The organism is Pseudomonas sp. DVZ6 (assembly GCF_024259445.1).
GTDB lineage: Bacteria > Pseudomonadota > Gammaproteobacteria > Pseudomonadales > Pseudomonadaceae > Aquipseudomonas > Aquipseudomonas peradeniyensis.
This window is the reverse complement of sequence record NZ_JANCLM010000013.1, coordinates 21964-38342: the sequence shown is the minus strand read 5'-3', so window position 1 is coordinate 38342 and position 16379 is coordinate 21964. Positions and strand designations below refer to the sequence as shown.

The 16379-nt window shown below is 67.9% G+C and carries 19 protein-coding genes; 12 read left to right on the top strand and 7 right to left on the bottom strand.

Annotated features, from left to right (window positions below):
• Positions 1–84 precede the first annotated feature (84 nt).
• Entirely contained in the window at positions 85–798 is a 714-nt protein-coding gene (locus tag NMG10_RS09740) for an MgtC/SapB family protein (RefSeq protein WP_203652464.1), read from the top strand.
• On the opposite strand, the gene dksA is transcribed toward NMG10_RS09740, so the two are convergent.
• From dksA to NMG10_RS09725, 3 genes are all read right to left on the bottom strand, one after another.
• Complete coding sequence (gene dksA / locus NMG10_RS09735; RefSeq protein ID WP_203652463.1) at positions 795–1202, bottom strand: RNA polymerase-binding protein DksA; 408 nt, start codon at positions 1200–1202, stop codon at positions 795–797. The genes NMG10_RS09740 and dksA overlap by 4 nt on opposite strands.
• 220 nt (positions 1203–1422) lie before the next feature.
• Positions 1423–2760, bottom strand: coding sequence for a dihydroorotase (locus NMG10_RS09730; protein ID WP_254464253.1), 1338 nt, complete (start codon positions 2758–2760; stop codon positions 1423–1425).
• Positions 2761–2762: 2 nt separating this feature from the next.
• A complete protein-coding gene (locus NMG10_RS09725) occupies positions 2763–3323 on the bottom strand; it encodes a carbonate dehydratase (RefSeq protein WP_062362175.1) in 561 nt (186 codons plus the stop codon).
• A gap of 268 nt (positions 3324–3591) precedes the next feature.
• On the opposite strand from NMG10_RS09725, the gene NMG10_RS09720 reads away from it, so the two are divergent.
• The 3 genes from NMG10_RS09720 (at position 3592) to NMG10_RS09710 (ending at position 6921) form a co-directional block, all read left to right on the top strand.
• On the top strand, positions 3592–4101 hold the full coding sequence (locus tag NMG10_RS09720) for a GNAT family N-acetyltransferase (protein WP_254464252.1): 510 nt from the start codon (positions 3592–3594) through the stop codon (positions 4099–4101).
• A gap of 64 nt (positions 4102–4165) precedes the next feature.
• Entirely contained in the window at positions 4166–5794 is a 1629-nt protein-coding gene (locus tag NMG10_RS09715; RefSeq protein WP_254464251.1) for an MFS transporter, read from the top strand.
• On the top strand, positions 5791–6921 hold the full coding sequence (locus NMG10_RS09710) for an HlyD family secretion protein (protein WP_254464250.1): 1131 nt from the start codon (positions 5791–5793) through the stop codon (positions 6919–6921). The genes NMG10_RS09715 and NMG10_RS09710 overlap by 4 nt, the downstream gene beginning before the upstream one ends.
• A gap of 5 nt (positions 6922–6926) precedes the next feature.
• On the opposite strand, the gene NMG10_RS09705 is transcribed toward NMG10_RS09710, so the two are convergent.
• A complete protein-coding gene (locus tag NMG10_RS09705; RefSeq protein ID WP_203652458.1) occupies positions 6927–7679 on the bottom strand; it encodes an anti-sigma factor in 753 nt (250 codons plus the stop codon).
• Positions 7676–8194 (bottom strand): sigma-70 family RNA polymerase sigma factor, encoded by a 519-nt coding sequence (locus NMG10_RS09700; RefSeq protein WP_232856133.1) that lies wholly within the window; start codon positions 8192–8194, stop codon positions 7676–7678. Before NMG10_RS09700 ends, NMG10_RS09705 begins: the two co-directional genes overlap by 4 nt.
• 133 nt (positions 8195–8327) lie before the next feature.
• Between NMG10_RS09700 and NMG10_RS09695 the strand changes: the two genes are divergently transcribed.
• From NMG10_RS09695 to NMG10_RS09675, 5 genes are all read left to right on the top strand, one after another.
• Entirely contained in the window at positions 8328–9374 is a 1047-nt protein-coding gene (locus tag NMG10_RS09695; protein ID WP_254464249.1) for a catalase family peroxidase, read from the top strand.
• Positions 9371–9904 (top strand): cytochrome b, encoded by a 534-nt coding sequence (locus NMG10_RS09690; RefSeq protein ID WP_232856135.1) that lies wholly within the window; start codon positions 9371–9373, stop codon positions 9902–9904. Before NMG10_RS09695 ends, NMG10_RS09690 begins: the two co-directional genes overlap by 4 nt.
• 78 nt (positions 9905–9982) lie before the next feature.
• The gene (locus NMG10_RS09685; protein WP_203652457.1) at positions 9983–11188 is read left to right on the top strand and encodes an MFS transporter; all 1206 of its coding nucleotides are present in this window, start codon (positions 9983–9985) and stop codon (positions 11186–11188) included.
• Between the two features lie 79 nt (positions 11189–11267).
• Positions 11268–11813 carry a cupin domain-containing protein gene (locus NMG10_RS09680; RefSeq protein ID WP_050705832.1) on the top strand — a complete coding sequence of 182 codons (546 nt, stop codon included), beginning with the start codon at positions 11268–11270 and terminating at the stop codon, positions 11811–11813.
• 7 nt (positions 11814–11820) lie between these two features.
• The gene (locus NMG10_RS09675) at positions 11821–12108 is read left to right on the top strand and encodes a hypothetical protein (protein WP_203652456.1); all 288 of its coding nucleotides are present in this window, start codon (positions 11821–11823) and stop codon (positions 12106–12108) included.
• Between the two features lie 144 nt (positions 12109–12252).
• Here NMG10_RS09675 and NMG10_RS09670 read toward each other — a convergent pair whose 3' ends face one another.
• Both NMG10_RS09670 and NMG10_RS09665 read right to left on the bottom strand, forming a co-directional pair.
• Entirely contained in the window at positions 12253–12852 is a 600-nt protein-coding gene (locus NMG10_RS09670; RefSeq protein WP_232856137.1) for a 2-hydroxychromene-2-carboxylate isomerase, read from the bottom strand.
• A gap of 27 nt (positions 12853–12879) precedes the next feature.
• Positions 12880–13611 (bottom strand): SDR family oxidoreductase, encoded by a 732-nt coding sequence (locus NMG10_RS09665; protein WP_254464248.1) that lies wholly within the window; start codon positions 13609–13611, stop codon positions 12880–12882.
• 89 nt (positions 13612–13700) lie between these two features.
• Here NMG10_RS09665 and NMG10_RS09660 point away from each other — a divergent pair, with 89 nt between their 5' ends.
• The 3 genes from NMG10_RS09660 to mexE all read left to right on the top strand — a co-directional run bounded on the left by NMG10_RS09660 (position 13701) and on the right by mexE (position 16378).
• The gene (locus NMG10_RS09660) at positions 13701–14264 is read left to right on the top strand and encodes a TetR/AcrR family transcriptional regulator (RefSeq protein WP_232856139.1); all 564 of its coding nucleotides are present in this window, start codon (positions 13701–13703) and stop codon (positions 14262–14264) included.
• Complete coding sequence (locus NMG10_RS09655; RefSeq protein ID WP_234560908.1) at positions 14251–14844, top strand: DUF4157 domain-containing protein; 594 nt, start codon at positions 14251–14253, stop codon at positions 14842–14844. Before NMG10_RS09660 ends, NMG10_RS09655 begins: the two co-directional genes overlap by 14 nt.
• Before the next feature lie 292 nt (positions 14845–15136).
• Entirely contained in the window at positions 15137–16378 is a 1242-nt protein-coding gene (gene mexE, locus NMG10_RS09650; RefSeq protein ID WP_203652452.1) for a multidrug efflux RND transporter periplasmic adaptor subunit MexE, read from the top strand.
• Position 16379 lies beyond the last annotated feature (1 nt).

The following is a 16379-nucleotide window of genomic DNA, read 5'->3' as shown; positions in this document are numbered from 1 at the left end:
GTGGTCCTGCGCATTCCTCGCTTTCATTCGCGCCGTCTGCGGTCGGTGCTCGTGCGGGCCATCGCCCGCGGAACGGAGTTCGCTATGGATTGGAAAATCTTTCTGCTGCGCGTCAGCGTGGCCCTGCTGCTCGGTGCCCTGATCGGTGCCGAACGTCAACTGCGCCAGCGCCTGACGGGCCTGCGCACCAACGCCCTGGTCAGCACCGGCGCCTGCCTGTTCGTGCTGATGACCCAGGCCGTGCCGGGCATGGCACCCACCGATGCCTCACGCATCGCCGCCTATGTGGTGTCGGGCATCGGCTTTCTCGGCGGTGGCGTGATCATGCGCGACGGCTTCAACGTGCGCGGCCTGAACACCGCCGCTACCCTCTGGTGCACCGCCGCGGTCGGCGTGCTGTGCAGCCTCGGCTTGCTGCTGGAGGCCTCCCTGGGCAGCCTGGTGGTGCTGTGCGCCAACATCCTGCTGCGCGACCTCGCCCAGCGCCTGGACCGCCAGGACGTGGTGCCGGCCAGCGAGGTCGAGCAGCGCTACGAGGTGCGCATCGTCTGCCGCGCCGAGGACGAGATCCAGGTGCGCAGCCTGATGCTGCACAGCCTCAGCGACCCGGGCCTGCGCCTGCAGTCGCTGCACAGCGAGGACCTGGCCGATCCGGCACGCCTGGAAGTGCGCGCCGAGCTGCTCGGCACGCCGCAGGCGCCGACCCAGCTGGAGCGCCTGGTCGGGCGGGTGAGCCTGGAGAAAGGCGTGAGCGCGGTGCGCTGGCAATTGCAGGCCCAGGGTCTGCCCTCTGACTAGACGTCGTCGCGCACATGCCGTTCGCGCAGCTCCTGGCGTTCCTTGGCCTCGACGCACAGGGTGGCGGTGGGCCGCAGCAGCAGGCGGCGCAGGCCAATCGGCTCGCCGGTTTCCTCGCACCAGCCGTAATCGCCCCGGGCCAGGCGCTCCAGCGCCTGGTCGATCTTGTCCAGCAGCTTCTTCTCCCGCTCCAGCGAGCGCAGTTGCCAGTGACGTTCCTCCTCGGCGCTGCCGATGTCGGCGGGGTCGCTGTGCACTTCCTGTTCGCGCAGGGCGCGGAACTCCTGCTCGATGCGCGTCTGCAGCTCGCCGCGCTGGGTCAGCAGCAGGTTGCGGAAGAACTGGCGCTGGGGTTCGTTCATGTAGGCGCTGGCGGGTTGTTGCAGCAGTTGCTCTTCAGTCATGGGGGTAACTCCAGAATGCTGGGGGCGCGAGACCGCCCTCATGGAACAAAACGTAACTTGCTGACTTGAACAGCGTGGGAGCGGGCTTGCCCCGCGATGCGGTGTATGGCACCGGCTTTGCCGGTGATCGCGGGGCTAGCCCGCTCCCACGTTGGTGATGCGTGCTCTTCTGTTCCGTGCGCGACAGAGCAGCCCGAAGGGATGGGCGATCTGGGGGGATTCAGCGGTCGAACATCAAGGGCAAGCCCTGGCATTGGTCGCGTACCCGCCCCTGGTGCCAGGCCAGTTGCCCGGACACCACCGTGCTGCGCACCACATGGTGGAAGGCGCGCTGCTGGAACGGCGTCCAGCCGCAATGCGCCAGGATCGGGTCGTCCGCCACCGCCCGTGGGCTGGCCAGGCGCTCGACGATGGCGAAGTCCGCCCAATACCCCTCGCGCAGGAAACCGCGCTCGCGGATGGCGAACAGTTCGGCCACCGCGTGGCTGGTCTTGTTCACCACCTGGGCCATGCTCAACACCCCTTCGCTGACCAGCTCCAGCGCCGCCGGCAAGGCATGCTGCACCAGCGGCAGGCCGGACGGCGCGCGGGTATACACCCGGCGCTTTTCCTCCAGGGTGTGCGGCGCATGGTCGGTGCCGATCACATCGATGCGGTCGCGGGCCAGGGCCTTGCGCAAAGCGTCACGGTCGGTGCCGGTCTTGATCGCCGGGTTGCACTTGATCAGGTGGCCGAGGCTTGCGTAGTCGCTGTCGTCGAACAGCAGATGGTGCAAGCACACCTCGGCGGTGATGTGCTTGCCGCTCACCGGGCCCGGCGTGAACAGCGCCAGCTCCCGCACCGTGGTCAGGTGCAGCACGTGCAGGCGCGTGCCGAAACGCCGGGCCAGTTCCACGGCCAGGCTCGAGGAGCGGTAGCAGGCATCGGCGTCGCGGATCAGCGGGTGCGCGGCCGGGGGAATGAACTCTCCGTGGCGGGCCCGCCACCAGCCCTCGTTCTCGAGGATGCTCGGGGTGTGCTCGCAGTGCGCCAGGACGATGGTCGGCGCATAGACGAAGAGCTTTTCCAGCACCTGCGGGTCATCCACCAGCATGTCGCCGGTGGAGGCCCCCATGAACACCTTGATCCCGGCCACTTCGCGCGGGTCGAGGGCGGCGATGGTGTCGAGGTTGTCGCGGCTCACGCCGAAGTGGAAGCCATAGTTGGCCCGCGAACTCGCCGCCGCCCGTCGCTTCTTGTCGGCCAGCGCCTCCAGGGTCAGGGTCGGCGGGTTGGTGTTGGGCATGTCCATGTAGCTGGTGATGCCCCCGGCCACCGCCGCCCGCGACTCGCTGGCGATGCTGCCCTTGTGCGGCGCCCCCGGCTCGCGGAAATGCACCTGGTCGTCGATCATCCCCGGCAGCAGCCAGGCACCCCGGGCATCGATCTCCAGCGCCGCCCGGGCATTGTCGAGGCTGCCGGCGATCCGCTCGATGCGCCCGTGGCGCACCAGCAGGTCGCCTTCGAACTCGCGCCCTTCATTGACCAGCCGTGCGTTGCGCACCAGCAATGTGTCCATGTTCAGAACTCGTTCTGCAGGGCCTTGTAGCCCTGGACCAGGTCGATGTTGGTGCGCGCCACGTCCTCGGAGAACTCCGAGGCCGACACGCTGACCGGCGGGTAACGCTCCAGGTCGGTATGCGGGCCGATGTGCTCGGTGGGCGGCACATAAAAGCGCGGTGGCAGGTCGCGACCGTCGACCACCGAGTTGTGCCGCACCACGCTGCCGTCGCCGACCTTGCAGTTGAACAGCACGCTGTTGAAACCGATGAACACCCGGTCACCGACCTCGCACGGACCATGGACGATGGAGCGGTGGGCGATCGAGCTGTACTGGCCGATGCGCACCGCCGCGCCGGACTTGGAGTGGATCACCACGCCGTCCTGGATATTGGAGTTGGCGCCGATGACGATCGGCTGCATGTCGCCGCTGCCGTCCACCTCGTCGGCGCGGATCACCGCATAGGGGCCGACGAACACGTTGTCGTGGATGATCACCTTGCCGCAGATGATGGCGGTGTGATCGATATAGGCCGATTCGGCGATTTGCGGGAGATGGCCGGAGGGGTTTCTGCGGATCACGGTGGAGGCCCTGGATGAAAGGAAGACCATAAATGTTACGTTATAACAATTACAATGCAACACCTTCACACACCGATCTGGCAAACTCCACTCTTCCTGCGCAGATTGGAACAGCGTGGGAGCGGGCTACCCCCGCGATCACCGGCAAAGCCGGTGCCAAGCACCGCGACGCCTGCTTCGCGGCAAGCCCGCTCCCACAGGGGTACAGTTCTTTATGCAACAGCGCAGCCCAATGGGCTGCGCGATTTCCTACAGGCCCTGATCCACCATGCACGTGCGCCCCACCCTCGTCAGCGATATCCCCCTGCTCCCTACCCTGGAACGCTCTGCGGCCCAGGCTTTCCGGCAATTGCCGCACCTGGCCTGGCTGGCCGACAGCGATGTGATGAACGAAGCCGAGCACCTGACGTTCGTCACCGAGGGCGGCAGCTGGGTTGCCGTGGATGGCCGGGACCTGCCGCTGGGTTTTCTCTGCGCCAGCACCACAGGCGACGCCCTGCACATCCATGAGATATCGGTCCGCCAGGAAGCCCAGGGCCAGGGCCTGGGTCGCGGCCTGCTGGACCAGGCGCGTACAGCCGCGCGCCTGAACGGCCTGGCCTGGCTGACCCTGACCACCTTCGACGATGTCCCCTGGAATGCCCCGTTCTACGCCCGCTATGGTTTCGAGCGCATCCCCGCGCCGCAGCTTGATGCGCGCCTGCAAGGCATCCTTGCCGGCGAGCTGGCCCATGGCCTGGGCAATCGCTGCGCCATGCGCCTGGCGCTCGGCGTTTGAGCGATGATTTCATCCAAACGGCCATTGACGTAGAGTCGGATTACCCGCGGTAACGGACAACCCGATGGACAAGTACGCCCCCCGCCAGTGGCTCCCCCATGAGAAGCCCAGCCTGCCCGGCTCGCCCTCGACGCCGCTGCACGCCCCGGCCAAGCGCCTGGCCTTCGGCCTGGTCGGCCTGCTGGTGGCCATCACGGGCGGCCTGGGCAACGCCCTGGTGGTCGCCAACCTGCCGTTCCTGCAGGGCGCGCTGGGTGCCACCAGTGCCGAAATGGCCTGGCTGCCGGCGGCCTTCGTGATGACCAACGTGTCGATGAACCTGCTGCTGGTGAAGTTCCGCCAGGAGTTCGGCCTGCGCGCCTTCACCGAGGTGTTCCTGGTGCTCTATGCCCTGGTCACCCTCGCCCACCTGTTCGTCAATGACCTCAACTCGGCCATCGCCGTGCGCGCCGCCCATGGCATGGTCGGCGCCGCGCTGAGTTCGCTGGGCCTGTACTACATGATCCAGGCCTTCCCCGCGCAGTGGCGGCTCAAGGCGATGGTCCTGGGCCTTGGCGCCTCGCAGCTGGCGGTGCCGCTGGCCCGGGTGTTCTCCGAGGACCTGCTGCAGATCGCCGAGTGGCGGGGGCTGTACCTGTTCGAGCTGGGCCTGGCCCTGGCCGCGCTGGGCTGCGTGCTGCTGCTAAAGCTGCCCCCCGGCGATCGCTTCAAGACCTTCGAGCCCCTGGATTTCCTCACCTTCACCCTGATGGCCAGCGGCACCGCCCTGCTCTGCGCGGCGCTATCGCTGGGGCGCATCGACTGGTGGCTGGACGCGCCGTGGATCGGCGTCGCCCTGGCGTGCTCCATCGCCCTGATCCTCTCGGGCCTGGCCATCGAGCACAACCGCAGCAACCCGCTGCTGATGACCCGCTGGCTGGGCAGCGGCGCGATCATCCGCCTGGCCCTGTGCGTGATCCTGATCCGCATGGTGATCTCCGAGCAGTCCACCGGCGCCGTGGGTTTTCTCCAGGCACTGAACATGGGCAACGAGCAGATGCGCGCGCTGTACGCGGTGATGCTGCTGGGCGCGGTCACGGGGCTGACCACCAGCGCCCTGACCATCACCCCCCAGCACCTGGTGCTGCCGTTGTTCATCTCCCTGGCGGCCATGGCCACCGGCGCCTTCATGGACAGCACCTCGAGCAACCTGACCCGTCCGGCGCAGATGTACCTCAGCCAGTTCCTCCTGGCCTTCGGCAGCACGTTCTTCGTCGGCCCGTCGATGGCGCTGGGCATCGGCCATGTGCGCGCCAACCCGCGCAACCTGGTGAGCTTCTCGGTGCTGTTCGGTATCTGCAACAACCTCGGCGGACTGATCGGCTCAGCGCTGCTGGGCACCTTCCAGACCGTGCGCGAAAAATTCCACTCCAACCAGCTGATGGATCGCCTGAGCGCCCTGGAACCCTTGGTCAGCGCCCGCGTGCAGGGCGGTGGCGCCGGTTACGCCGGGGTGTTCGCCGACCCGGCGCTGCGCAACGAGGCCGGCATGCGCCTGCTGGCCAACGCTGCGACCCGCGAGGCCAATGTGCTGGCCTACAACGATGTGTTCATGCTGATCGGCGCCATCGCTATCCTGACCATGATCTGGATCTTCATCCGCAGCCTGTACCTGCGCTACAACCACTCCACCAGCGGTACCCCGAGCCGATGACCCAAGAGACGCCAACGACCACCACCACCGCCATCGCCGAAACCCCGGAAGGCGCGCAACCACCCAGCGAACCGACCAGCCCGGCGCGCAGCCGGCGGGTGCGCCTGCTGTCGTCGCTGAGCTTCGCCGCCGTGGCCGTGGCCGGCATCCTGCTGGTGCTGTACGCCTGGCGCCTGCCGCCGTTCAGCAGCGCCATCGAGAGCACCGAGAACGCCCTGGTGCGCGGCCAGGTGACGATCATCGGGCCACAGTTGGGCGGCTATATCGTCGAGGTGCCGGTGCACGACTTCCAGTTCGTCAAGCAGGGCGACCTGCTGGTGCGCCTGGATGACCGCATCTACACCCAGCGCCTGGCCCAATCCATCGCCCAGCTCAAACAGCAGGAAGCGGCGCTGGCCAACAACCTGCAGCAGCGCAACAGCGCCGAGGCCGGCATCGCCCAGCGTCAGGCCGCGATCAGCGACGCCGCGGCCCAGGCCGACAAGGCCAAGGCCGACCTGCAGCGCAACCAGGCGCTGGTCAGCGACGGCTCGGTGTCGCGCCGCGAACTGGACCTGAGCCGCGCCAGCCATGCCGCCGCCGTCGCCAGCCTGGCCCAGGCCAGGGCCGCGCTGGAAATCGCCCGCCAGGACCGCGAGACGGTAATCGTCAACCGTGCCGCGCTGCAGGCCTCGGTGGAGAATGCCAGGGCCGCCGTGGAGCTGGCCCGCATCGACCTGGACAACACCCGGGTCAAGGCGCCGCGGGACGGCCAGTTGGGGCAGATCGGCACCCGCCTGGGCGCCTACGTCAATCCCGGCGCGCAGTTGATGGCGCTGGTGCCGGACACCTTGTGGGTGATCGCCAACCTGAAGGAAACGCAGATGGCCAAGGTGCGCATCGGCCAACCGGCGACCTTCACCGTCGATGCGCTCAACCACCTGAAGCTGCGCGGCCACGTGCAGCAGATCTCCCCGGCCACCGGCTCGGAATTCGCCCTGCTGCAGGCCGACAACGCCACCGGCAACTTCGTCAAGATCGCCCAGCGCATCCCGGTGCGGATCACCGTCGATGGCGACCAGCCCGAGGCCAGGCAGCTGCGGCCGGGGATGTCGGTGGTGGTGAGCATCGATACCCGGGACAGGTGACTGGCCTACAGGCTGACGCCGAGTGCCCGGCGCACCTGCTCGCCACGGGCATCGTCCACCGCGCTGACCAGGGCGAAGTTGTAGTCACCGTGGGACCAGTAGCGGGCCTGCAACTGGCCGTCGGTGCGCTGGCCGCTGGGCATGCGCTCGAAGTGCTCGCCGGGCGAGCGCAGGAACAGGCTGATGCGCAGCCCTTGGCGGTCCTGGAACACCAGCAGCGCCGCCGGCCCCGCCTCGTTGCTCAGCAGGCGTGCGCCCACCGGCTGCAGACCATAGCCAGACAGGTCCGGCAATTGGCCGACACGGTTGAAGTGACGTCCCAGCCAGGCCTGCAGCCGCGCCGGATCACTGGCCTGGATATCCAGCGTGCTTGCATCGGCGAACAATCGGTGGGCCTCCACCGCATCGGCCATGGGCAACATGCCGGCGAACAGCGTCGCCTCACGTGCCTGCCAGCCGCCCAGGCCGCCCAGGCCCACGGCCAGCAGCAATACCGCCGCCTGTGCCAGGCGCCATTGCCGACGCTGGCGCAGGCGGCGGCGCAGGGGCGCCAGGTCCAGCGCCGGATCGCTGGGCTGCTCGCCGAAGCCGGCCAGGGCCGCCCGCAGGCGCCGGGCATCGCCGCGCCAGGCCTCGATCCGCGCCGCATCCTCGGGATTGACCGCCAGCCACGCCTCGACCTCGGCCCGGCGAGCCGGCTCCAGGCGCTCGTCGACATAGGCGTGCAACTCGTGCTCGGTGGGGATCAGGCGCGTCATTTGAGTCTCCGCAGGGCCGGGGGCGTGGGGTTGCCCTCGGTCAGTTCACGCAGGGCAGCACGGGCACGCGACAGGCGCGACATCACCGTGCCGATGGGAATGCCGAGGGTGTCGGCCGCCTCCTTGTAGCTCAGGCCTTCGACGCTGACCAGCAGCAACAGGGCGCGTTGCTCCGCCGACAGCCGGGCGAAGGCGCGCAGATCGGCCTGGGCCAGGACGATGCTCTCGATCTCGCCACCGGCCGGTTCCTCGGCCTGGCCCCGACCGAACCAGGCCAGCCAACGGGCGTGCAGGCGCTCGCGGCGCTTGCCGTCGAGGAACAGCCGGTAAAGGATGGTGAACAGCCAGGGCCGCAGGCTGTCGGCGTCGCGCTGCTGGCCACGGCGGCTCAGGGCACGCTCGACCGTGGCCTGGACCAGGTCGTCGGCGCCGCCGGGCTCGCGGGTCAGCCACAGGGCGAAGCGGCGCAGGCGTTGCAGCAGCTCGCGCCATTGTTGGTCGTCCAGATCGTGCATGGTCGGGTTCCGGGCCCCAATGGGCAGTCAGTGTAATGGGCAGACGGCCCGGCACGAAATCTATTCCCCCGGCGGGAATAAATCGTTCGCCCTTGCGTCGTACCGGCTCATCCCACCTGACCGGAGCGTCCCCATGACCACTCCCCTGCATGGCACCGCCAAGGCCCTGCGCCTGGCCGCCATCGGCGCCACCCTCGCCGCCCTCGGAGCGGGCTTCGCCTATGCCGCCGGCTGGATCGGCGCGCCAGGGCTGACCCCGCAGCGCATCATCGACACCTTCGAGGCTCAGGCCGGCCATTATCCCGGCTATCGGAAAAACCATGCCAAAGGCCTGTGCGTCAGCGGTTACTTCCAGGCCAGCGGGCAGGCTGCGGCGCTCTCCAGCGCCCGCGTCTTCAGCCAGGCCCAGGTGCCGGTGATCGGTCGTTTCGCCATCGGCGGCGCCAACCCCTTCGCCCCGGACACCGCCATACCGGTACGCAGCCTGGCCATCCAGTTGAGCAGCGACGACGGCCAGGTCTGGCGCACCGGCATGAACAACCCGCCGGTGCTGGCGGTGAGCACGCCCGAGGCGTTCTACCAGCAGGTGCTGGCCGGGGCGCCCGACCCGGCCACCGGCAAGCCGGACCCAGCGAAGCTGCAGGCGTTTTTCGCCAGCCACCCGGAAAGCGCGGCGTTTCGCCAGTGGGCGGCCAGCTACAAGCCCAGCGACAGCTTCGCCAGCACCGCCTACAACAGCATCAATGCCTTTCGCCTGATCGATGCCCAGGGCAACGCCCACCCGGTACGCTGGGCCCTGGAGCCGCAGACAGCGTTCGCTGCCCTGCCCGCCCAGGTCGATGACCAGCAGTTCCTCCAGCACGACCTGCAGCAACGCCTGGCCCAGGGCCCGCTGCGCTGGACCCTGCGCCTGACCCTGGCCGAGCCCGGCGACCCGGTGGACGACCCTGCCCGTCCCTGGCCCGTCGAACGTCGCAGCATCGACGCCGGCACCCTGGTGCTGGAACGGGTCGACGGCCCCGAGCAAGGCGCTTGCCGCGACCTGAACTTCGACCCGCTGATCCTGCCCCACGGCATCGAACCGTCCGCCGACCCGATCCTCGCCGCCCGCTCGGCCGCCTATTCAGTGTCGTTCAACCGCCGCAGCCACGAAGCGCTGAGCGAAGGAGCCCGCCCATGACCGCCACCGCCTTCCACCCCCTGGCCCGCCTGCTGCACTGGCTGATGGCCGCGCTGATCCTGGCCATGCTGTTCATCGGCGTGAACATGGTCGGCGACCTGTCGCCACGGCATCCGCTGCTGGTCGAGCTGCACAAGGCCACAGGCCTGGCCCTGCTGGTGCTGGTGATCCTGCGTATCGCCTTGCGCCTGGCCCTGCCACACCCGGCGCTGCCCGGCGACCTGCCGCGCCTGCAACGGCTGGCCGCCGGCGCCTCGCACCTGCTGCTGTACGGCCTGATGCTGGCCATGCCGCTGCTCGGCTGGGCCATGCTCTCGGCCGGTGGCTATCCACGGCCCCTGCAACTGCCCGCCATCGCCCCCCACGACTTGCAGTTGTACGCCATACTGCGCCAGGCCCACGGCTGGGCCGGCTACCTGCTGTTCGCCACCGTGCTGCTGCACCTGGGGGCGGCGTTGGTGCATGCCCTGGTGCGCCGCGACGGCGTCTTGCGTAGCATGTGGCCAGGCCCGCTGCGCCGCAGTGAATGAGCATTGCCGGGGTCGACACATGTAAATAATTATTACTAACATTGGCGCTCATTTCGTCGAACTGCCCCGGACTGCCCCATGAACGTTGCAAAGGACCCTGCCGCCTTGACCCCGTCCAGCACCCTGGACCTGCGTCCACTGATGCTGGTGAACATGGCCTGCACCATGTCGATGATGGCCTTCGTCGCCCTGATCGGCCCCATCGCCCGCCTGCTGGGCATGGCCACCTGGCAGGCCGGCGCGGCGGTGACCGTGGCCGGCGTGGTCTGGGTGCTGCTGGCGCGGCCCTGGGGGCGCCTGGCCGACCGCTATGGCCGGCGCCGCGTACTGTTGCTGGGCAGCGGCGGCTTCACCCTGGCCTACTGGGTGCTGTGCCTGTTCATCGACGGCGCATTGCGCTGGCTGCCGGGCGCGAGCGTGGCGTTCTTCGGGCTGATGCTGGCCCGCGGCCTGATCGGCGCCTTCTATGCCGCGCTGCCGGTGGGCGGCAATGCCCTGATTGCCGACCATGTCGAGCCCCAGCGCCGGGCGCGGGCCATGGCTTCGCTGGGCGCGGCCAATGCCGTCGGCCTGGTGGTCGGCCCGGCACTGGCCGCGCTGCTGTCGCGCTACAGCCTGAGCCTGCCGTTCTATGCCATGTCGCTGCTGCCGGCCACGGCGTTCGTGGTGCTGCTGTTCAAGCTCAAGCCGCAGCCACTGGCACACGTTCATGCGCCCAATCCGGTGCGCCTGTCCGATCCACGCCTGCGCCGCCCGTTGCTGGTGGCCTTCAGCGCCATGCTGAGCATCACCGTGTCGCAGATCGCCGTCGGTTTCTTCGCCCTCGATCGCCTGCACCTGGAGGCCGGCGACGCCGCCCAGGCCGCGGGCATCGCCCTGACCTGCGTGGGCGTGGCGCTGATGCTGGCGCAGGTGTTCCTGCGCAGGCTCGAGTGGCCGCCGGCGAAAATGATCCGTGTCGGCGCCAGCATCTCCGGCCTGGGCTTCGCTGCCGCAGCGCTGGCAACCCACGCACCCTGGCTGTGGAGCGCATTCTTCGTCGCCGCGTTTGGCATGGGCTTCGTCTTCCCGGCATTCTCCGCCCTGGCGGCCAACGCCATGCACGCCAGCGAACAGGGTGCCACGGCCGGCTCGATCGGCGCCGCCCAGGGCATGGGCGCGGTGATCGGGCCGCTGGCCGGCACTCTGGTCTATGCCCTCGACCCGCGCCTGCCGTTCCTTGCCGTGGGTGCCCTGCTGTTGTTGGTGGGGCTGTGGCCGGCAGCGAGCGACCAGCGTCACTGAGACGCACAGCGCGCAAGCCTGCAGAGTGTGTTTTAATGCCTCGCCCATTATTTTTGACACCTCTGCAAACAAGGCGGCTATGGACACGGGGACACGACTCAAACTGGTGCGTGAACGCAACAACCTCTCCCAACGGGAACTGGCCCGCCGCAGCGGGCTGACCAACTCGACGATCTCGCAGATCGAGCAGAACCGGGTCAGCCCTTCGGTCAGTTCCCTCAAGAAACTGCTCGAAGGGATCCCCATGTCCCTGGCGGAGTTCTTCAGTTTCGACGAGCCGGTGCGCGAGGAACGTTACGTTTTCCGTGGCGGCGAGCAGCCCGACCTGGGCCGTAACGGCCTGCGCATGCTGCTGGTCGGTGCGAGTGTCGAAGGCCGGCAGATGCGCATGCTGCGCGAGCTGTATGCGCCGGGCGCCGATTCCGGCGAGCCGATCGTCCACGCCGAAGGCGAGGAATGCGGCCTGGTCACCCGAGGCACCATGGAGCTGTGGGTCGATGGCCAGGTCAGCGTGCTTAACGCCGGCGATGGTTACTACATCCCTACCACCCTGCCCCACACCTTCAAGAACATCGGCCCCGACGAGGCCGAGATCATCAGCGCCAATACCCCGGCGAACTTCTGATCCGCCCATGACCACCGTCGCCAGCCGTGAGGCGTACCAGTGCCTGCGTGACGCCGCCCTTGGCGTCCGATCGCTGGTAACGGTCGCCCGCCTGGCCGGCGGGCAGGTCGAGGTGCTAGTCGACGGCTGGCGCCTGAGCCTGGTGCTGGACAGCGAGGGACTGGCCCACTGCAGCCACTGCCAGAGCCCGGATGGGCGCCAGGGCACGCTGGACGACTGGCACCGCTATGGCACCAATCCGGTGGATCACCTGAGCCTCTGGGAACGCGATCAAATAGAACGACTGTTGGTCTGATCCCCTGTAGGAGCGGCCTTGTGCCGCGAATGGGGCGCGAAGCGGCCCCAGGGTTTCAGCGTTGACGCAAAGATCGCCGGGGCCGCTTCGCGCCCCTTTCGCGGCACAAGGCCGCTCCTACAGGGGGGTGGCATGGCCAGATCGTCATGCCTGCCGGGCCAAAGCCTGCTCGACGAAATCCAGCCGGTCCTGGCCGAAGAACATCTGCCCGTCGACGAAGAATGTCGGCGCCCCGAACACGCCACGTTCGACCGCCTCCTCGGTAGCTTTGCGCAAGGCGTCCTTGACCTCGGGTCGCACGGCCAGCTCCTGGAACATCTCGGCCTCGAAGCCTCCTGCGGCCAAGGTCATACCCAATACCGCAGGGTCTGCCAGATTGCGCCCGTGCACGAACAGCCCTTCGAACAGCACCTTCAACAGCGCTTCGAAACGTTCCTCGGCAAACAACTGGACGCCAGTCAGCCCGCGCATCAAGGTCAGGGTGTTGACCGGAAACCCTGGCGGCAGGGTCAGGGGCACGCCATAGCGGTCGGCGTAGCGCTTGAGGTCGATGCGCATATAGCGCCCCTTGGCCGGCACCATGACCGGCGAGGCGTTGCCGGTGGCCTGGAACACCCCGCCCAGCAGAATCGGCTTGTACACCAACCGCGCCCCGTGACGCGCGCACAGGGCGGGTAGCTGGGTCGAGGCCAGGTAAGTGGCCGGGCTGCCCAGGTCCAGGAAGAACTCGACGGTCTTGCTCATGATTCGTTCCTTGTATGAGGGTGGGACTTACCAGCGCTCCATCCACGGGCGCAGGTCAAGTTCGAAGGTCCAGGCATCCCGTGGCTGGGCATGCAGGAACCAGTAGCTGTCGGCGATGTGCGCCGGGTCCAGGATGCCGTCCTGGTCCTTGAGCGCATAGCGTTCGGGGAAGCTGTCGCGGATGAACGCGGTGTCGATGGCGCCGTCGACCACCACATGGGCGACATGGATGTTGCGCGGCCCAAGCTCCCGCGCCATGCTCTGGGCCAAGGCGCGCAGGCCATGCTTGGCCCCGGCGAAGGCGGCGAAACCGGCCGCCCCGCGGGTACCGGCGGTGGCGCCGGTAAAGACGATGGTGCCGCGCTCGCGGGTCACCATGCGCCGGGCGACCGCCTGGGCGGTGAGAAAGCCGGCGAAGCAGGCCATTTCCCAGATCTTGAAGTACTTGCGCGGGGTTTCCTCGAGAATGCTGCACGGAACATTGGCGCCGATGTTGAAGACAAAGGCGTCAATCGGGCCGATATCACGCTCGATGGTCTCGACCAGCTCGGCCACCTCCTCTTCCTTGCGCGCATCGGACCCAAAGCCATGGGCCTGCCCGCCCGCGGCGCGGATCTCATCGACCAGCGGCTGCAGTTTTTCCACCTGGCGCCGGGTCACGCAGGCGACATACCCCTCGCGGGCGAAACGCTTGGCGATCTCGCCCCCGGTGGCGTCGCCCGCGCCGATCACCAGCACGACCTTTTGTTGTTCTGCCATGGACCGCTCCATTGATGAATGATCGTTTAGTAAACGAACGCTATGCTACGATCAGCCTATCGTCAAGCCCGCGCCAAGAGGTTCCGCGCATGCGCTACAGCACCGACCACAAGCAACAGACCCGCGAAAAGCTGCTGGCCAGCAGCGGCGCCCTGGCCAAGCGCGGGGGTTTCGCCGCCACCGGCGTGGCCGGGCTGATGAAGGCCATCGGCCTGACCGGCGGCGCCTTCTACAACCATTTCCCGTCCAAGGACGACCTGTTCAGCGAGATCGTCCGCCGCGAACTGGCCAACAGCCCGTTGGCGCGTCTGGTCGAGCGTGGCACCGATCGGCCCCGGCTCAAGCGCCTGCTCGAGCAATACCTGAGCCTGGCCCACCTGCACAATGCCGAGGGCGGCTGCCCACTGCCGCCACTGGGGGTGGAGATCGCCCGCGCCGAGCGACCGGTGCGCGAACAGGCCGAACACTGGCTGGTGGAGCTGCACCAGGCGTGGAGCGAGACCCTCGACGACTCCGAGCTGGCCTGGGCCTTGCTCAGTCAGTGCGTCGGCGCACTGGTGGTGGGCCGTATGCTGGCCAGCGAGCCGGTGCAGGCGCAGGTGCTGGACGCCAGCCGCAAACTGGTCGGACGGGTCTTCGATGAGGCTCGCTAGTACGCTGCTGGGACTGCTGTTGACTCTGCCCGCCTTCGCCCAGGACAACTGCCCGGTCGGGCAATACCAGGTATGCCTGGTGGTGTGTTTCTGCGCGCCCATCGACCCCAACCAGGGCGGCCAGGTGCTGCAGGATGTCGAGCGCATGGCCAGCGGCAGCCTGGTATTCGCCCTACGCCAGGCTCGCGATGAGGCCACCGCCAGCGGCAGCCAGCCGATCCCCCTGCATGTCCGTGCCCAGCTCGAGCCCTGGTACGATTTCGCCGTGCTCGACGCGGCGCGCTACCGGGTGGGCGATGAACAGCAGATCAGCGCCGCCAACGCATTGCTGCAGAACCCGGACGTCAACGCGGTGACCCTGATCGACACCATCATTTTCCGTCGCAGCGCCGATGCCGAGGACAACGTGGCGCTGTGGGCCCATGAGCTCAAGCATGTGCAGCAGTACCAGGAACTGGGGGTGGAGGAATTCGCCAGGCGCTATACCCGGGATTACCAGGCACTGGAGGGGCCGGCCTACGAGATCGAGGCGAAAGTGGCCAAGGCGTTGCGTGAGAAGGCATCCGGCGGGCCACGCTGACTGCCGAATTACACCATCCCCCTGTAGGAGCGGCCTTGTGCCGCGAAAGGGCTGCTAAGCAGCCCCGGCAATTGATGCGTCAACGCTGAAATCCTGGGGCTGCTGCGCAGCCCTTTCGCGGCGCAAGGCCGCTCCTACACGGGGTGATGCCGGCCTGAAACCATGCGTCCGGATCGATGACGGCACCCGACCTATCATTGCGCGTGATAATAACCTTCGCTCCGTTTGATTCGTGCGCCACGTGCAAGACACTCACACTCCGCCCACTACTAATACATTGGCGGAGTTCTCCATGGATCACTCACTCAAACCCTTGCGCTTCCCCCTCGCTGCCCTGGCAGTGGTGGTGCTCAGCGCTTGTGGTCGCACCCCCGACGCCGTGCAGGCTCCCGCCGCGCCCAAGGTCAGCGTAGCCAAGGTGATCGAACAGCCGATCAACGAATGGGACGAGTTCACCGGCCGCCTCGAAGCGCCGGAAACCGTCGAGGTACGTCCACGGGTGTCCGGCCAGATCGACCAGGTGGCCTTCACCGAAGGCGCCCAGGTCAAGAAAGGCGACCTGCTGTTCCAGATCGACCCACGCCCGTTCCAGGCAGAAGTGCGCCGCCTCGAAGCCCAGCTGCAACAGGCCAAGGCCACCGCCATCCGCAGCGCCAACGAAGCCCGCCGTGGCGAGCGCCTGCGCGACAGCAACGCGATTTCTGCGGAACTGGCCGAGTCGCGCAGCAGCGCCGCCGCCGAAGCCCGCGCCGGGGTCGACGCGATCCAGGCCCAGCTCGACCTGGCCCGCCTGAACCTGAGCTTCACCCGCGTTACCGCGCCGATCAGTGGCCGCGTCAGCCGCGCCCAGTTCACCGCCGGCAACATCGTCAGCGCCGACGTCACCCCGCTGACCAGCGTGGTCTCCACCGACAAGGTGTACGCCTACTTCGACGCCGACGAGCGCGTGTACCTCAAGTACAGCCAGCTCGCCCGCGACGGCCAGCGCGGCCAGAGCACCCCGGTGTACCTGGGCCTGACCAACGAGACCGGCAACCCGCACCTGGGCCAGATGAACTTCGTCGACAACCAGGTCAACCCGCGCACCGGCACCATCCGTGGCCGCGCCGTGTTCGACAACCGCGACGGCCAGTTCACCCCGGGCCTGTACGCGCGCCTGAAGCTGGTCGGCAGCGCCCAGTACGACGCCGTGCTGATCAACGACGAAGCGGTCGGCACCGACCTTGGCAAGAAGTTCGTGCTGGTCATGGACAAGGACAACAAGGCCGCCTACCGCGCCGTGGAACTGGGACCCAAGCTCGAAGGCCTGCGCATCGTGCGCAGTGGCCTGGCCAAGGACGACCGCATCGTGGTCAAGGGCCTGCAGCGCGTGCGCCCGGGCTCGCCGGTCACCCCTGAGGAAACGCCGATGGCCAGCGAGCAGACCCTCGCCGCCCTCGCCCAGCAGCGCCAGGCCCTGGAGGCCAGCAACCCGGCGCCGAAGGTTGCCGGCGCCAATGTCAAAGTCGCCAGCGCCCAAGCGCCGCGCGGTTAAG

What these genes read in the sequence shown, in the direction of transcription:
- NMG10_RS09710 (WP_254464250.1), top strand. Translation starts at nt 5,791, where the DNA reads ATGACCCAAGAGACGCCAACGACCACCACCACCGCCATCGCCGAAACC.
- NMG10_RS09680 (WP_050705832.1), top strand. Translation starts at nt 11,268, where the DNA reads ATGGACACGGGGACACGACTCAAACTGGTGCGTGAACGCAACAACCTC.
- NMG10_RS09665 (WP_254464248.1), bottom strand. Translation starts at nt 13,611, where the DNA reads ATGGCAGAACAACAAAAGGTCGTGCTGGTGATCGGCGCGGGCGACGCC.
- NMG10_RS09705 (WP_203652458.1), bottom strand. Translation starts at nt 7,679, where the DNA reads ATGACGCGCCTGATCCCCACCGAGCACGAGTTGCACGCCTATGTCGAC.
- NMG10_RS09700 (WP_232856133.1), bottom strand. Translation starts at nt 8,194, where the DNA reads ATGCACGATCTGGACGACCAACAATGGCGCGAGCTGCTGCAACGCCTG.
- mexE (WP_203652452.1), top strand. Translation starts at nt 15,137, where the DNA reads ATGGATCACTCACTCAAACCCTTGCGCTTCCCCCTCGCTGCCCTGGCA.
- NMG10_RS09690 (WP_232856135.1), top strand. Translation starts at nt 9,371, where the DNA reads ATGACCGCCACCGCCTTCCACCCCCTGGCCCGCCTGCTGCACTGGCTG.
- NMG10_RS09655 (WP_234560908.1), top strand. Translation starts at nt 14,251, where the DNA reads ATGAGGCTCGCTAGTACGCTGCTGGGACTGCTGTTGACTCTGCCCGCC.
- dksA (WP_203652463.1), bottom strand. Translation starts at nt 1,202, where the DNA reads ATGACTGAAGAGCAACTGCTGCAACAACCCGCCAGCGCCTACATGAAC.
- NMG10_RS09715 (WP_254464251.1), top strand. Translation starts at nt 4,166, where the DNA reads ATGGACAAGTACGCCCCCCGCCAGTGGCTCCCCCATGAGAAGCCCAGC.
- NMG10_RS09660 (WP_232856139.1), top strand. Translation starts at nt 13,701, where the DNA reads ATGCGCTACAGCACCGACCACAAGCAACAGACCCGCGAAAAGCTGCTG.
- NMG10_RS09685 (WP_203652457.1), top strand. Translation starts at nt 9,983, where the DNA reads ATGAACGTTGCAAAGGACCCTGCCGCCTTGACCCCGTCCAGCACCCTG.
- NMG10_RS09730 (WP_254464253.1), bottom strand. Translation starts at nt 2,760, where the DNA reads ATGGACACATTGCTGGTGCGCAACGCACGGCTGGTCAATGAAGGGCGC.
- NMG10_RS09695 (WP_254464249.1), top strand. Translation starts at nt 8,328, where the DNA reads ATGACCACTCCCCTGCATGGCACCGCCAAGGCCCTGCGCCTGGCCGCC.
- NMG10_RS09670 (WP_232856137.1), bottom strand. Translation starts at nt 12,852, where the DNA reads ATGAGCAAGACCGTCGAGTTCTTCCTGGACCTGGGCAGCCCGGCCACT.
- NMG10_RS09675 (WP_203652456.1), top strand. Translation starts at nt 11,821, where the DNA reads ATGACCACCGTCGCCAGCCGTGAGGCGTACCAGTGCCTGCGTGACGCC.
- NMG10_RS09720 (WP_254464252.1), top strand. Translation starts at nt 3,592, where the DNA reads ATGCACGTGCGCCCCACCCTCGTCAGCGATATCCCCCTGCTCCCTACC.
- NMG10_RS09740 (WP_203652464.1), top strand. Translation starts at nt 85, where the DNA reads ATGGATTGGAAAATCTTTCTGCTGCGCGTCAGCGTGGCCCTGCTGCTC.